Below are 14,648 nucleotides of genomic sequence, written 5' to 3' on the forward strand. Positions count from 1 at the left end.
CCGCCACCGAGCTAGAACGGCAGCGGCCGCCCGTGCACCACCACCAGCCGCGACACCGCCCGGGTCAGCACGACATACAGCCGGTGCAGCCCGCGCTCCTCCGCCTCCGCGATCGCGGCCGGCTCGACGGCCACGACATGGTCGTACTCAAGTCCCTTGACCACCCCGGCCGGTACGACGCTCACCCGCGCACCGAGCTCGTCCGGTCCGGCGGTGGCGATCCCGGCCGCGTCGAGGGCCTGCCGTACGCGTTCCACATCGGCGTCGGCGGTGACGACCCCCACGGACCCCTCGTGCGCGAGCGATTCCCGTACGGCGTCCACGACCGCGCCCGGCACGGCGTCCGGGGAGGCGGGACGCATCCTCAACTCCCCGTCCCCGCGCAGGGACCGCCCCTCCGGCACGGCCACATCCAGCTGGGCGAGGAGCCGGTTGGCGAGCTGGACGACGGCCTGCGGGACACGGAAGCCGATGGTCAGCGGTACGACGGCCGCGTCCGGTTTGCCGAGATGGCGCAGGACGGTGTGCCACGAGCGGGCCGCCCAGGGCGTGGTCCCCTGTGCCAGGTCACCGAGCACGGTGATCGACCCGAAACGGGCCCGGCGGGCGATCGCCCGGCACTCCATGGGAGACAGGTCCTGCGCCTCGTCCACGACGAGATGGCCGTAGCCCTCAGGATGCTCCACGAGCCCGGCGACCTCGTCGAGCAGCACCAGATCGGCCGCCGACCAGCGCGCCGACTTCCACGACCGCGGCGGCTTGCTCCACAGCAGGTTCTTCTGCTCCTCGGAGTCGAGGATCCCGTCGGCGGCGGCCGCCAACTCCTCTCGGTCTCCGAGCAGTTCGGCCAGGACCTCCTCGGGCCGCGCCTTGGGCCACACGGTGTCGAGGAACGCCCCGAGCACCCGGGACCGCGAGACCCGCTGCACCCAGGCACCGCTCTGCGGCCCGGCCCGCCGCTCGGCCTGCAACTGCACACTTCGTACCACCCGGCTGCGCACCCGCTCCCGCCCGGTCGAGTACGGCGGTTCCTCCTCCCGTACGTCCGCCACGATCCGCGCGAGTTCACCGGCCCCGACCCGCCACTGGTACGAACCGTCCTTGATCTCCAGGGAGTCGACCTGCGCGGTCGACACACGTGCGTACAGCGCCCGGCGCAGCACCTCCGCCATCCGGGGGTCGTGCTTGAGGACCGCGGTGGGGTGGGCGTCGGTGGCGGTGACCGGGTGGCGGGCGATCTCGTCCTGGAGCGTGGACTGCCGTACGCCGGTCTCGCCGAGCGCGGGCAGCACCTGCGCGATGTAGGAGAGGAAGGTCCGGTTGGGCCCGAGGACGAGGAGCCCGCCGCGCCGCATCCGCTGCGGGTGGGTGTAGAGGAGATAGGCGGCCCGGTGCAGCCCGACGGCGGTCTTGCCGGTTCCCGGGGCGCCCTGCACACACACGGAAACGGCGAGGTCCCCTCGTACGAGATCGTCCTGCTCGGGCTGGATGGTGGCCGCGATGTCCCGCATGGGCCCGACCCGGGGCCGTTCGATCTCGCGGGTGACGATGTCGCTGACCTGCGGCGGCCCGCCGTCCCGGAGGTGCTCGTCCTCCAGCCCGGTGAGATCGGCGGACTCCCCCTTGCTCCCCGGCGCCCACCCGAACCGCCGCCGCACGGCGACACCCTGCGGGTCGCGGGCGCTCGCCTGATAGAAGGCGCGGGAGACGGGCGCGCGCCAGTCGACGACGAGGGGCGGGGCGGCGGGATGCTCGGTGATCCGCAGCCGGCCCAGGTGATACGCCTGCCCGGCATGGTCGCCGTGATCGAAATCCAGCTGCCCGAAGAACAGAGGCCCTTCGGGCAGCTCCCGCATCTCCTTGGCCTGACTGCGCAACTGATACCCGAGGACTTCGGCGTCGGCCCCGGAGGCGGACACGTCCTCGCCGACGACGACCTGCTCCTGAGCGCCATCGATCATGGCGGCGAGGGCGGTGCGGCAACGGTCGTGGTGGATGCGCTCGCGGTGGAGGGCCTCTTTCAGGGCGGGATGCGGAGAGGGGCCGGCTGACGTCATGGGGACGAGCGTACGCGAGAAAATGAGACTCGGTTAATTTATTTACCCGGTCTTACTCAGCTGAGCCACGGCAGCCCGTCCGCCAGCACCCCGAAGGCCCGCTCGGCCGCGGCCACGGCGTCCCCGCGCACGTCCTCGACCGTCTCCCCCTTGGCGATCCGCCGCCAGTTCTCCAGGGCGAGAATCCGCCGCACGGCGATGATCTGCCCGGCGGCCAACCGCGCGTCGAGATCCCCTCCGAGCACCTCGGCGAGCGCGGCCTCCTGCCGCTCCAGGTGCCCGTGGGCTCGGGCGACGAGGGCGGGGGTGCCGTAGAGCAGCGAATGAAAGGCGAGAACAGCGGGGTGATCATTGAGCCCCGTGACGGGATCGTCCCGCTCCAGCCCTTCGAGGAAATGCCGCCGCAGGGCGGCAAGGGGCGGCTCGTCGGACTCGGCCACGACCCGCGCCGCCTCGTCCTCGTGATCGGCGATCCGGTGAAGGACGAGGTCCTCCTTGGCCGGGAAGTACCGGAAGAGGGTGGGCTTGGAGACCTCGGCGGCGGCGGCGATCTCGGCCACGGAGACGGCGTCGAAGCCCTTCTCGAGAAACAGCCGGATGGCGATCTCCGACAGGGTCTCGTACATCCGCTGCTTCTTGCGCTGGCGCAGGCCGAGGTCATTCATGGCCGTGAGCCTACGCACTGGGGCCAGGAGTCAGGACGCCCTGAGCGAGGCGGGCGCCTTCGGCACGACACGCCTGCGCAGCCCAGTCGATCAGCGTGGAGTCGCCCCTGAACACACGCCTGCCGACGCCTTCTCGCTCCCCACATGCGGCAGAGCGAGCGCCAGGTAGGGATTGGTCGACAACTTCGCCCTGATGCCCAGCGTCGCGGTCGCCGCGGTCAGGGTCATGGCATAGGTGTCCACCGCCCGGCTGACATTGGGGGCTTCGAGGCTGTCCCGGGTCACCAGCCGGTCCAGGTCCACATAGGCGGAGCGAACGGTCTCGATCCAGCGGTACACGTGCCAGTCGAGACGCCAGCCCCTTGTGCAGTCCTCCGACAACAGCTGTGACCAGCGGTCGAACATCCGTGCTCGGATCTCGGGGAGGGTCGGCGTCAGGTGCATGTGGCGAACGAGGTCGTAGAGGGGGTCACCCACCATCGCCATCTCCCAGTCGATCAGGGTCAGGCCCGTGCCGTCCTCGCGACGGATCATGTTCCACGGATTGAGGTCTCCGTGCAGAAGCACGTCACGTCGAGAAGTCACCTTGTGTCGGCGGAGGATCTGCTCAAGACGGAAACCAGTGGTGGGCAGCCCGAGTTGACCCGCCAGTTGAAGGGTCTCCTTCGGCAGGTCCGACACCATCCGGATCAGTTCCTTGCACAGTTGCTCGTGGAACACCGCGGCCGGCCTGTCGGAGTCCTTCGTCAGCTTCGCGCAGTCGACCTGTGTGAGGGCATGGAGCTGGTTCACCAGATCGTCCGCCTCATGCGGCAGGAGGCCACCTTCAGGGTGGTCGGGAGACCGGAGCTCCCCCTCCGGTCCTTCGAAGGAATGGATGGTGAACTGGTCACCCAGTTCGCTGGTCCCCAGGGCCAGCACGCGCGGCGCGCGCACGGCCACGCCCGAATCCTCGATCGCCCGTAGCACCGCGTGCTCATTCAGGAACCGGCGCTCCCGGGATTCTCCAGCTCCCACCTTGCGCCGCACCATCACGGGAAACGGCACCCCATCCACCCGCACAGCCGTACTGAGGTGGGCCGTCCCCTTGAAAACCCGGTCGGCCGAGGCCGCCCCCTCCTCGAAGAGAGCTTCCTGCACTGCCGCCTCAGGGAACCTCGGTCGTACCGGGACCCTCTCGTCACGCACCCAGGAGATCGACGACACTGCTCGGTCGCGGCTGTGCCGCTTGCCGTGGGACACGTTCCAGCGGAAGAGAATGCGCTCGATGGCCTTCTCGTCCGGGACGTTCTTCAGCCGGAGCGGCTCCTCGGCTGCTTGCAGCGCCCAGAACACCGCCTCGGTCGCTGCCTCCAAGTCCTTCTGGTCAAACGATTCCCCCAAGGACGTCGCCGCGCGCATCACGTCCGGATAGACCGACTGGGCGTGTTCGAAAGCGACGTAGTGCCGCAGGTCGCGCTCCAGGCCGTTGACGGCCTTGGGGCGCCGCACCGCCATCGCCGAGCGCCACGCGTCGACCGCCTCGTCCCACTGCTCCGTGGGGTAGCCCATGCGCACCAGATGGGTGGCCAGATCGTGCAGTGGGTCGCCGTAGCTCGACAGCTCCCAGTCCACGCAGATCAATGGGGGACCGGCCTCGTACGACACGATGACGTTGTCGCGGTGCAGGTCCGTGTGGAGAAGGCTGAAAGGACGACTGATCATCGCGGGCACGCGCTCAGCGAACCGCACCATGGCATCCTCGGGGATGCCGAGCATCGCGAACAGACCGCCGAACCTGTCCCAGTTGCGCTGACGGACCTGCGTCTCCGTGGCCAGGGCCAGCGTGCGCAGAAAGGCCCGGCTGTCCCGGCTGGACCGGGGCCAGGACTGTGGCAGGGGGGGTAGCTCTTTCCTGCCGACCTGTGTCATGTCCGCCAGCAGTTCGGCGAGAGCCCGGACCAGATGCTGGTCCACCGGCTTGCCGTTGGGGCAGACGCTCGACAGGGGGACGCCGTCCACGTAACTCATGACCGCGATGTCGCCGTACTTCAACAGGCACCGCGGCACATGGGGGAGAACGCCGCCGATCGCCTTGAGGATCTCCGCTTCGTCCTGCCAGGTCCGGATCACCACCGGCAACGCGGAGCGCTGGCGCTCACGCACCATGATGAACTTGTGATCCGTCAGCTGATCAAGCGAGGGCGGTGGCGGAACAATGTAGTTCAGGTTGTGGTGACCGCGGGTGAGTCTCCCCGCGGACCTGGCGTGGGAGACCAACTCACCGAGCGCCTCGCGGGCCGCCTGCCCCGCAAACGCGGTGGCAGGCCCGGATGGAACACCCACGGGCACTCCTGAGCAACTATGCAGCGCCTCCGATTTTCATGCGCAGCACGAGAGGGACCACACTGTAGTGCCCAAGCGACCCCGACGGGGCTTATTCGGGACTTGCTACCCAGACGAAACAGGATTCACTCCTGGGCTTCATACCGTTCGAGAAATGTAACGAACAGCCACCTCGGTCAAGACGGTTCATAGCGGTGCCAGCACGAGTCGAACCAGTCCTGCCAGCTCTGCATGAACACCGATCCGGTCGCGTTGGGGTCACCGTCGTCCTTGACGTGCCGTATCAAGGTCGAGCCCAGCCCCAGGACATCCCAGGCATCGATCACGGAGTCGTCGTCCATCAGGATCCTGCGCTCCACGATCTTGTACGGACCGAGCAGTCCTTCGACACCGCGCCGCAGATACAGCTTGTGCGTGGGCACGAGCGGCACCTCACGGACTGTCACATCCACGTCGGGTACCAGCTTGTCCGTCTTGAGGTTGCGCAGAGCATCACGCAACGAGGAGGTATGGCGCCGAATGAGCTCCCGCGTTCGGGCCTGCAGAATGCGGTCCAATTCCTCCACATCGTCGCCGGCCGCGCCCTTCACCCCTCTGGCCCGCGGATAGGGCAGCTCGATCGACTCGGAAGGGAGCAGTATCCGGAGCTCGATGCGCTCGGGGGCGGCGATCTGGCCATTGCGGATGGCATCGGCCTGCACCCGCACCTGGGTGTCAAGGCTCTCCGACGTGAACGTGAAGACATCCAGCTCCACAACCGGCTGGGCGAACACACGGGCGACGAAGGGTCCGAGCGCTATACGACCGGGAGACGCCTTCGGCTGCGTCGTCACGTGGATGGGGAGCGTCACCCGAACCTTCGAGCCACTGCCCCGACGGGACTCGATCCAGCCCTCGGTCTTCAGCTCCTCCAGGACGCGCTGGATCGTGTCGCGCGAGACCTCGAACTCTTCGGCGAGAGCGCGCTGCGCGGGCAGGTGGTAACCCGGCCGGTACTCGCCGCCGGAGATACGCGACCGCAGCGTCGCCAGGATGGTGGCCCCCTTGCCGCGTTCTTCGCTCACACCGCGACCGTACCTCCCTCACCGGCCACTCAAACCGCTTTCAGTCCACAGGCAGTCAACTTGGCCCAGTCAACAGCCCAATATTTACAAGCGGGTTAGTCGATCAAGCGGTCAGGGCACAACCAAACCCAAGGCAACCAGTCCAATTGGACCGCCAATTGATCAGTCTCATCAAAGTGGACGGGAGGTGGACGGCATGGCGGACCGGTTACGCGCGGATGAGGGTGCGCCCGACAGCTCAGGAAGGGCTGCGCAGGACGTCCAGCACCTGCTCCAACGAGCCCACCACGACCTCGGCACCCGCATCCCTGAGGACTTGCTCCTTGCCCGCATTACGCGCGTAGCCAAGAAACGACACTCCGGCCCGTTGGGCGGCCTGGAGGTCCGTCGCCGTGTCGCCGATCATCAGCGTGGCGGACGGAACGGCGCCCATGGCCTTGATGGCCTCTTCCAGGCAATGCGGGTCCGGTTTCATCAGATCGAGGTTCGCCGTGCGGCCGTAGACGTGAGGGAAGCAGTCCGCCAGTCCGCGGCTCTCGACGTATGCCGCTGCCGCGAGGGCGGCGTTGTTCGTGGTGATCGCGAACTTGACACCGAGCGACGACCACGTCCTGATCAGCGGGTCGGCATGCGGGGTGGGCATCGCCTTCGAGACGGCCTCCAGTTCGCGCCGGGTGAGCCACTCCTCCAGCGCGAGAACCAGATCGCTGCCGCGGTGCCGTTCATGGACGCCACGCAGCGCTACGTGGGGATCGTCGCCGGATCGTTCCTGCGCGGTCAGGAGGGCGCCCATGCCCAACCCGTCGATCATGGCGACCAGTTGCCCGGCTATCTCATGCGCCGGATACCCCGCGAACAACTGGCACATCGGCCCGTCCATGTCCCAGAGCACGTACCGAGCGGAGGCGACCAGTGATGCGAGTCGTGCTGTCTCTGCTGTCACCGGTTCAGTGTGCGTCGTCTCAGGAGTCACTAGGAGAGTGTCAGGTCCGTCGTGATGGTTTCCCAGAGGGCGTCGAACCACTTCTGCGATTGGACGACGAACGCCGCGTCCCGCTCGCCGGTGTTCTTCGCGAAGGAGAAGAGCAGCGACTCCGTGCCGAGGACGTCGTACATGTCGAGAATCCCGGCATCCGTGGCCTCCTCCCGGCGCGCGACCATGTAGTAGGCGATCAACGCCTCCGACTCGTTGAGCAGGTACAGCTTCACCGGTGGGGTGAACGGCAGCGCGCGGAATCTGACCTTGACGTCGATCCCGTGGGAGGAGCGCAGGGAACGGAGGTTGTGGCGCAGGACGTGACCCTGGGCGTTGCGCATCTCCAGCCAGCGCTGGTGGACCGGGTTGTCGTCTTCAGGGGCCTCGACCGGCACCGGGAAGGCCAGGTTGATGTCCCGGGACGGCAGCAGGATGCGGACGTCGATGGACTCGGGGCGTATCCGGCCCTCATGGATGAGGCGGACCGGCTCGCTCAGGGCCACCATCAGGGTCTCCGAGGTCAGGCACGCCGCGTCGATGCGGACGTGCGGACCGGAGAAGGCCTCCGTGAGGCGGGGGGCGAGGCCGACCATGGTCGGCTGCGGCTCCCCCGACAGCCCGGGCACCCGCTCCGCGATCCGCGGCGGACTCCCCTTGCTCACATTGCTGAGCAACCCGTCCTGTTGCAGTGCGCGCAGCGCCTGGCGGACCGCGCCCCGTTCCACGCCGAACTCCTCCGCGAGTTCGGCCTGCGTGGGGAGGCGGTCGCCGGCCCTGAGGTCGCCCCCGCGGATGCGTTCCCGCAGGGTGTCGGCGATTTCCTGGGGCGAGAGCCTTCTGCTGCCGTTCACTGCCACGTTCTCCTGAGTCACGACCAAACGTTACAACTCCGATCCATCTAAGGGGAGTTGTCTGAAAGTTGTTTATCAACCCCAACCAAGTGGGGACAACATAGTCAGAGTTGGTTGCCAACTTGGATGAGTTGGCGGAAGTTTTACCTCCTCGCCCGCCTCACCGCCCGCCTCACCGCCCGCAAGTCCGAAGGGGGAACCAACATGCCGGCCCTCGCCCTCCTCTCCGCCGTCTTCGTCGTCGGCGTCGAGCAGACCCTGCAGTGGAAGTACGGCGCCAGCGGCATCATCGGGATGCTGCTGCTCACCATCGGCATCAAGGCCAAGAACCCCGCGATCAGTTCGACCGGGGCCGTGGTTCTCGCTCTGCTGGTCGCGGGGCCCGCCCTATGATCCGAACGCGCCCTGCTCCGCCACTGTGGGAGACGTCAGCCCGTGAGCGCCAGCTCCGAACTGATCGTCTCCCACAGTGCGTTGAACCACAGATGGGACTGCTCCACGAAGGCCGTGTCCCGCAGGCCGGCGCCCTGTTCGAAGGCGAACAGCATCGACTGGGTGCCCTCGGAGTCGTAGAGCTCCAGGTGCTCGTGGTCGATCTCCTCCTTGCGGCGCGTCAGCGTGTAGTACGCGAACAGCGCCTCCATGCCGTTGAGAAGGTACAGCTTCACCGGTGGCGTGAAGGGCAGGGCACGGAAGGAGACGTGGACGTCGATGCCGTGCGTGGCACGCAGGGCCAGGAGGTTGTGCCGCAGGACCTGCCCCTGCGCGTTGCGCTGGGCCAGCCAGCGCTCGTGGACCGGGTCGTCGTCGCCACGGTCCTCGACGGACACCGGGAAGGCGAGGTCGATGTCCCGGCCCGGCAGCAGCACGCGTACGTCGATCTTGGCCGGATTCAGCCGTCCGGCGTGGATCTGGCGCAGCCCCTCGCCGAAGGCGAGGTTGAGGGACACCGACGTCAGGCACAGCGCGTCCACCTCGACGTGCGGGGCCTCGAAGGCGGTGGCGATCCGGGGGCCGAGGGCGACCATCGTGGGCTGCGGGGCCGCTCCCGGGCCGGTGAGCGCCGCGCTGAGCCCCAGGTCGGGGGCGACGGTCGCCGGGCTTCCCTTGGAGACGTTGGTGAGCAGGCGTTCCGTCTGCAGCAGGTACAGCGCCTGCCGTACGACCCCGCGCTCGACGCCGAACTCCTCTGCCAGCCGCGCCTGTGTGGGCATGCGCTGACCTGCCCGCAGCGTGCCGGACCGGATCCGGGCGCGGAGCTCGTCGGCCACCTCGCGAGGTGACGTGTGTGGCCGCTGTGACCTCTTCCGTCCATTGACGGAGGCGTGTTTCGGGTCCACGACCAAACACTACAACTTCCCGCCATCTTTGGGCAGTTCACTGGAAGGTGGTTATGAGCCGCATCCAAGCGGAGATAAGTACAGTGAAGTTGGTCGCCAACTTGAGCAATCTTGAGAAACATGGTCAAAGCTTCACAGGGTTGGCCAACTCGGCGGTCGACAGGGGCCACCGTCCCGAAGGGGGGACCCGTCATGCCGTTCATCGCAGTCGCCATCGCCGCCCTCGCCGTCGGCTTCGAAGCACTCGTGCAGTGGAAGTGGGGTGCGATGGGCATCGTGGCGTTCGTCGCGCTGACCATCGGCGTCAAGTCCAAGAACCTCGCGATCGGTGGCATCGGAGCGGTCATCCTCGTGATGCTGCTCGCCCAGTCCGGATGACGCCCGCCCGCCGGGCCCAGGATCCGGCTGATCGGGCTCCCTTCCGGAGGGGAGCCGGGAGCCCGGTCGGTCTGCACAGTCACAACTGAACACTGACAACTGAACAGCAGCGACAGTTGCACACACCGCACAGCCACAACAGAACAGTCACAACAGAACACGGGCACGACCGCACAGCCACAACTGAACAGCTCGCTACGGATGCGAAGCAACCGCCCACCCGTCCCCGCCAGAAGGGAACGTCAGAACATGTCCGGGCACCAAGGACGCCTGGATGTACGCAGCAGGGCGTCGGCCCCCCGGCCGGCGCCCGCTTGTTCTTCCCGCACTCGCCCGAGCGCCACGAGCCGCTCCACCGACTCGTCACCGAGCCACAGCGTCGCCAACTCCCGTACGTCCAGCGTGAGATCGGCGCTCCGAGTCGTCGCCGTACAGCCGGCCCCGGCGGGCGATGCCTCCAGAAGGTACCGGCCGCCTGCCATCCCGGACCCGTCCACGACCTCCAGCACCAGCGCGCCCTCACCCTCGTACGTCCGCGCCTCCAGGGCTCGTACGACATCCAGGATCCGCACCCACAGCCAGTCCGACTGCGTGGTGATCCCGGCCGCCCGGGGGTTGGGCAGGAGGTGCGGGAGCAGGTCGTCGGGGGCCCGCCAGCCGCTCTTGATCCGCATGACCCAGTCGATCGAGCACAGGTAGTGCCACAGGGCACGCTCGGCGGCCGGGGTCGAGGCGATCAGACTCCGCACGCTCGCCGTGTTCAACGGCTGCATGGTGTCGGCCCACTTGTCGTCCACCTCGTACGCCATCAGCCCCTCGACCGTGCCGTCCGCCGCCCGGTACACGGCGAAGAACGGCTCGGTCCACTTCGGGTCGGTGCGTACGGCCCCCGTCGTGAGCTGCCACAACCAGTCGTCCCGGCTGATCGCCCCCGGCGTGGCACGGCGCATCCGGTCGTGCAGTTCCGGACCGAGCTTGCGTACGTCGCCGGGTTCCACCAGGTCGATACGGCCGCCGTCCAGATCGGGGCCACGGAGGTCGAGGCCGGCGCGCGGGACGTCGATCGTCCACTCGGCGGCCGAGGTGGCGGGGCCGAAGCCGTAGCGGCCGTAGATCGGGTACTCGGCGGCGATCAGCGTCGCCAGGACGTCTCCGCGCTCCTTCGCGGCGGCGAGGTCCCGGCTCATCATGCGGGTCAGGAGCCCGCGCCGGCGGTGGGTGGCGGTCACGGTGACGGCGCTGATCGCGTCGGCGGCCACGGACTCGCCACCGACGGCCGTCACCTCCTGCGCGAACGACCGGAAGGTGGCCACGCAACGGTCCCCGTCGAAGGCACCGAGCAGCCGCCCCGGCTCGAACTGGCGCTCGCGGGCCTCCAGTTCAGCCTCCGACACGACCGGCTCCCGCAGAAACCCGGCATGCACGGCACGCAGCCACTCGGGATACTCGGCCTCGGTGACCGGACGGACGTCTATGTCGACTGGGGCGCTCATGGGGCCACGGTAGGCGGGCGGGGATGAGGTGTCGCGTCGATTTCCCTGCCCAGTCCGCCGCGGCCTTCCCTGGGTCATTCAACCCGGGCCCGCCGCGAAGTCCCCTAGGTCAGCAGATCCGCCACCCGCGCCTCGCCCTCCCGGTACCGGCGCGCGATCTCCCCGCTGCACTCGTCCGCCGTCCGCTGCAACCGCTGGCGTCGCCCGGACACCTGCTGCTCGTACCGCACGAGCCGGCCCATCGCGGTGCTCAGTTCCAGGTCGGTCCGCGCGGAGAGGTCCGACAGTTCGACCTCGGCGAGGGTCTCGGCAGCCAGCAGCCGGTACTCCTCGCTGTGCGGGGTGCCCAGCGTGACATGGCGGGCCGAGGACCGGTGGCGGGCCGGGGCGTCGGTGAGGATCTCCGGGAGCCGGTCGACCACCGAGGCCTCGGGGAGGCGTTCGAGCAGCGAGCCCGCGCCTGTCGGGGACCGGCGCAGCAGTTCCGCGCGGAGGATGTCGATACGGCCCTGCAGCAGCCGTCGGACATAACTGAGGTCGGCCTCGTCCCGCTGGGCGTCCCGGCGCAGTGTGCGCAGTTCGGGCAGACTCAGCGTGGCGAGATCATGTTCGATCGGCTCTGGGGGCAGCAGGTGGCTGTCCGTACGCTGCGCGGGCGGCCGGGGTGTCTCCGGCTCCGCCCTGTGGGCAACGCGGACGAGCCCCTGCTGCCCGGTACTCGGTGTGCTCATGCGCCTCTACCGTCCCCTCGACCGGCGTGTGGAAGCATCGTGCCACCCCAAGTGGCCGCTATGTGACCGAGTGCCCCCGAACGGCCCCAGATGGGGGGTTAAGGATCAAAAATAAACCCGAACACGGGTACTTCCCGCGCGACCGGCATGATGGGCACATGCGTGCAGTGGTGCAAAGGGTGGACGGCGCGAGCGTCGTCGTCGACGGTGAGACGGTCGGGGAGATCAGCGGCGAGGGACTGTGCGTCCTCGTCGGGGTCACCCACGAGGACACCAAGGAGAAGGCGGCCCAACTCGCCCGCAAACTCTGGTCGGTGCGCATGCTGCACGACGAGAAGTCGTGCAGCGACATCGACGCCCCGCTGCTCGTGATCAGCCAGTTCACCCTATACGGCGACGCCCGCAAGGGCCGCCGCCCCACCTGGAACGCCGCCGCCCCCGGCGACATCGCCGAGCCGCTCGTCGACGAGGTCGTCGCACAGCTGCGCGCCCTGGGAGCGACGGTGGCCACCGGCCGCTTCGGTGCGCGGATGCGGGTGTCCCTGACGAACGACGGCCCGTTCACGGTCCTGCTGGAAATGTGACCCTTCGCAGCGGTCCTACGGCTCCACGACGACTTCCTGGGCCGCGGCCGTCGTGTCGGCGAGGAGGCGCGCGTCCAGGGGGACGTTCCGCTTGACCAGGGCGAGCGCGACCGGGCCGAGCTCGTGATGCCGTACGGACGTGGTCACGAAACCGATCTTGCGGCCGTCGGGCCCCTCGTCCGCGAGCCGGATGTCGGTCCCGGCGGGCGGCAGGTGCACCTCGCTGCCGTCCAGGTGCAGGAAGACCAGGCGCCGCGGGGGCTTGCCGAGGTTCTGCACCCGGGCGACGGTCTCCTGCCCGCGGTAGCAGCCCTTCTGCAGATGCACGGCCGTACCGATCCAGCCCAGCTCGTGCGGGATGGTGCGGTGGTCGGTCTCGAAACCGAGGCGCGGGCGGTGGTGCTCGACCCGCAGCGCCTCGTAGGCGAGCAGGCCGACCGCGGGACCGGACTTCTCGGCGTACGACTCCAGGTCGGCGCGCGGCAGGAACAGGTCGCGGCCGTACGGCGTCTCGCGTACGACCACACCCTCCGGCACCTCGGCGATGGAACCGGCGGGAAGGTGGACGACGGCGAACTCGTCCGTGCGGTCGGCGACCTCGACCCGGTTGAAGAACTTCATCGACTCCAGGTAGGCGATCAGCGCCTCCTGGGTGCCGGGTTCGACGTGCGCCCAGACGGTCGTGCCGTCGTCGACGAGGTACAGGGCGTGCTCGATGTGTCCGTGCGCGGAGAGGATGAGCGCCTCGGTGGCCTCGCCCGTCGGGAGGTCGCTGACGTGCTGGGTGAGCAGCAGGTGCAGCCAGCTGAGGCGGTCTTCGCCGGTGACGGACACGACCCCGCGGTGCGAGAGATCGACGAATCCGGTGCCTTCGGCGAGGGCGCGCTGCTCGCGGAACAGGTCGCCGTAGTGCGCCGCGACACCTTCGTCCACACCCTCGGCGGGGACGGCACCGGGCAGGGACAGCAGAGGGCTCTTCATATGACTAAGCCTACGACTCGGTAGTTGAAGCCTTGAGAGAACAGTCCTTGCAACGGCCGAAGATCGCGAAGTGCTTCATGTCCGTCTCGAAGCCGAACTCCTGCCGGAGCTTCGCGGTGAAGTCGGCGGCCACCTTGATGTCCGCCTCGATGACGTTCTGGCAGTCGCGGCAGACCAGGTGGATGTGGTGGTGGCGGTCGGCGAGGTGATACGTCGGCGCCCCGTGCCCGAGATGGGCGTGGCTGACCAGACCGAGCTCCTCCAGCAGCTCCAGGGTCCGGTAGACCGTGGAAATGTTGACCCCCGACGCCGTCTTCTTCACTTCCGTGAGGATGTCGTCGGGGGTCGCGTGCTCCAGGGTGTCCACAGCTTCGAGGACAAGCTGGCGCTGCGGGGTCAGCCGGTAGCCGCGCTGCCTGAGGTCGCTCTTCCAATCGGTGCTCACCACACCGGAAAGTCTATGACCACTCGGCGGAAGGCTTACTTGAAGAAGGCGATCCCGTCGTCCGGAAGGTCGTCGGGCAGGGCCTTGGCCCAGCGCTCGACCTCCTCCGGGGTGACGACCTTCTTCAGGTGAGCCGACATGTAGGGGCGCAGCTCGACCTCGGGGGTCTGCTTCTCGCCGACCCACATCAGGTCGCTCTTGACGTAGCCGTACAGGCGCTTGCCGCCGTTGTACGGCCCCGAGGCGGCCGTACGCGCGACGGCATCGGTCACCAGGTCGATCTGCGGCTTCTGGGCGGCCATCTCGCCGTACCAGATCTCGACGACGCCGTCGTCGCGGACCATCGTCACCTCGACCTTGCGGTCGGCGTCGATGCGCCAGAAGCCGTGCTCGGACTCCAGCGGGCGGACCTTGTTGCCGTCGTTGTCCAGCACCCAGGTGTGGGACGCGTACTCCAGGAAGTCCCGGCCGTCATGGCCGAAGGTCACCTCCTGGCCGAAGTTGCACTTCTCCGAACCCGGGAAGTCGTGCACGCCCGCGCCCGCCCAGTTGCCGAGCAGGAAGGCGAGCGGGACGAGGTCCTTGTGGAGGTCGGACGGGATCTCGATCATGAGTGGCGGTTCCTAGAGGGGGGTCAGCGCTGGCCCTGGTACAGCTTCTTCACGGTCAGCCCGGCGAAGGCGAGAACGCCGACGCAGACCAGGACCAGCAGGGCTTCGAAGAAGATCTCCACGGGGTGCTCCTCGGATGAGCGTGGT

General features: G+C 68.3%; 15 protein-coding genes. 3 read left to right on the forward strand and 12 right to left on the reverse strand.

The annotated features are described in order from the left end of the window. Positions 1-11 precede the first annotated feature (11 nt). The 6 genes from BFN33_RS39325 to BFN33_RS39350 all read right to left on the reverse strand — a co-directional run bounded on the left by BFN33_RS39325 (position 12) and on the right by BFN33_RS39350 (position 7,965). Entirely contained in the window at positions 12-2,057 is a 2,046-nt protein-coding gene (locus BFN33_RS39325) for an AAA family ATPase (protein ID WP_069765002.1), read from the reverse strand. A 56-nt stretch (positions 2,058-2,113) separates the two neighbouring features. Then, positions 2,114-2,722: a TetR family transcriptional regulator gene (locus tag BFN33_RS39330; protein ID WP_069765003.1), complete on the reverse strand. Its 609-nt coding sequence runs from the start codon at positions 2,720-2,722 to the stop codon at positions 2,114-2,116. A gap of 90 nt (positions 2,723-2,812) precedes the next feature. Continuing rightward, positions 2,813-5,047: an aminoglycoside phosphotransferase family protein gene (locus BFN33_RS39335; protein WP_069765004.1), complete on the reverse strand. Its 2,235-nt coding sequence runs from the start codon at positions 5,045-5,047 to the stop codon at positions 2,813-2,815. Positions 5,048-5,223: 176 nt separating this feature from the next. Beyond that, entirely contained in the window at positions 5,224-6,111 is an 888-nt protein-coding gene (locus BFN33_RS39340; RefSeq protein ID WP_069765005.1) for a winged helix-turn-helix domain-containing protein, read from the reverse strand. A 238-nt stretch (positions 6,112-6,349) separates the two neighbouring features. Next, entirely contained in the window at positions 6,350-7,135 is a 786-nt protein-coding gene (locus BFN33_RS39345) for an HAD family hydrolase (RefSeq protein ID WP_079141258.1), read from the reverse strand. Further along, positions 7,084-7,965, reverse strand: a complete 882-nt coding sequence (locus tag BFN33_RS39350) for a FadR/GntR family transcriptional regulator (protein ID WP_069765007.1) — start codon at positions 7,963-7,965, stop codon at positions 7,084-7,086. Before BFN33_RS39350 ends, BFN33_RS39345 begins: the two co-directional genes overlap by 52 nt. Positions 7,966-8,142: 177 nt before the next feature. Here BFN33_RS39350 and BFN33_RS39355 point away from each other — a divergent pair, with 177 nt between their 5' ends. Next, complete coding sequence (locus BFN33_RS39355; protein ID WP_053851924.1) at positions 8,143-8,331, forward strand: hypothetical protein; 189 nt, start codon at positions 8,143-8,145, stop codon at positions 8,329-8,331. 35 nt (positions 8,332-8,366) lie between these two features. On the opposite strand, the gene BFN33_RS39360 is transcribed toward BFN33_RS39355, so the two are convergent. After that, complete coding sequence (locus BFN33_RS39360; protein ID WP_079141259.1) at positions 8,367-9,284, reverse strand: GntR family transcriptional regulator; 918 nt, start codon at positions 9,282-9,284, stop codon at positions 8,367-8,369. A gap of 186 nt (positions 9,285-9,470) precedes the next feature. Here BFN33_RS39360 and BFN33_RS39365 point away from each other — a divergent pair, with 186 nt between their 5' ends. Then, entirely contained in the window at positions 9,471-9,656 is a 186-nt protein-coding gene (locus tag BFN33_RS39365) for a hypothetical protein (protein ID WP_069765009.1), read from the forward strand. Between the two features lie 242 nt (positions 9,657-9,898). On the opposite strand, the gene BFN33_RS39370 is transcribed toward BFN33_RS39365, so the two are convergent. Next, positions 9,899-11,149 carry a GNAT family N-acetyltransferase gene (locus BFN33_RS39370; RefSeq protein WP_069765010.1) on the reverse strand — a complete coding sequence of 417 codons (1,251 nt, stop codon included), beginning with the start codon at positions 11,147-11,149 and terminating at the stop codon, positions 9,899-9,901. A gap of 104 nt (positions 11,150-11,253) precedes the next feature. After that, on the reverse strand, positions 11,254-11,880 hold the full coding sequence (locus BFN33_RS39375; protein WP_069765011.1) for an aerial mycelium formation protein: 627 nt from the start codon (positions 11,878-11,880) through the stop codon (positions 11,254-11,256). 158 nt (positions 11,881-12,038) lie between these two features. Between BFN33_RS39375 and dtd the strand changes: the two genes are divergently transcribed. Then, complete coding sequence (gene dtd / locus BFN33_RS39380; protein ID WP_069765012.1) at positions 12,039-12,464, forward strand: D-aminoacyl-tRNA deacylase; 426 nt, start codon at positions 12,039-12,041, stop codon at positions 12,462-12,464. A 15-nt stretch (positions 12,465-12,479) separates the two neighbouring features. Here dtd and BFN33_RS39385 read toward each other — a convergent pair whose 3' ends face one another. From BFN33_RS39385 to BFN33_RS39395, 3 genes are read right to left on the reverse strand one after another with little or no spacing between them, the layout of a single operon-like run. Further along, positions 12,480-13,445: a folate-binding protein YgfZ gene (locus tag BFN33_RS39385; protein WP_069765013.1), complete on the reverse strand. Its 966-nt coding sequence runs from the start codon at positions 13,443-13,445 to the stop codon at positions 12,480-12,482. A 10-nt stretch (positions 13,446-13,455) separates the two neighbouring features. Continuing rightward, the gene (locus tag BFN33_RS39390) at positions 13,456-13,893 is read right to left on the reverse strand and encodes a Fur family transcriptional regulator (RefSeq protein ID WP_057608747.1); all 438 of its coding nucleotides are present in this window, start codon (positions 13,891-13,893) and stop codon (positions 13,456-13,458) included. Positions 13,894-13,925: 32 nt separating this feature from the next. Beyond that, the gene (locus BFN33_RS39395; protein WP_069765014.1) at positions 13,926-14,501 is read right to left on the reverse strand and encodes an FABP family protein; all 576 of its coding nucleotides are present in this window, start codon (positions 14,499-14,501) and stop codon (positions 13,926-13,928) included. Positions 14,502-14,648 lie beyond the last annotated feature (147 nt).

The organism is Streptomyces sp. LUP47B (assembly GCF_001746295.1).
GTDB lineage: Bacteria > Actinomycetota > Actinomycetes > Streptomycetales > Streptomycetaceae > Streptomyces.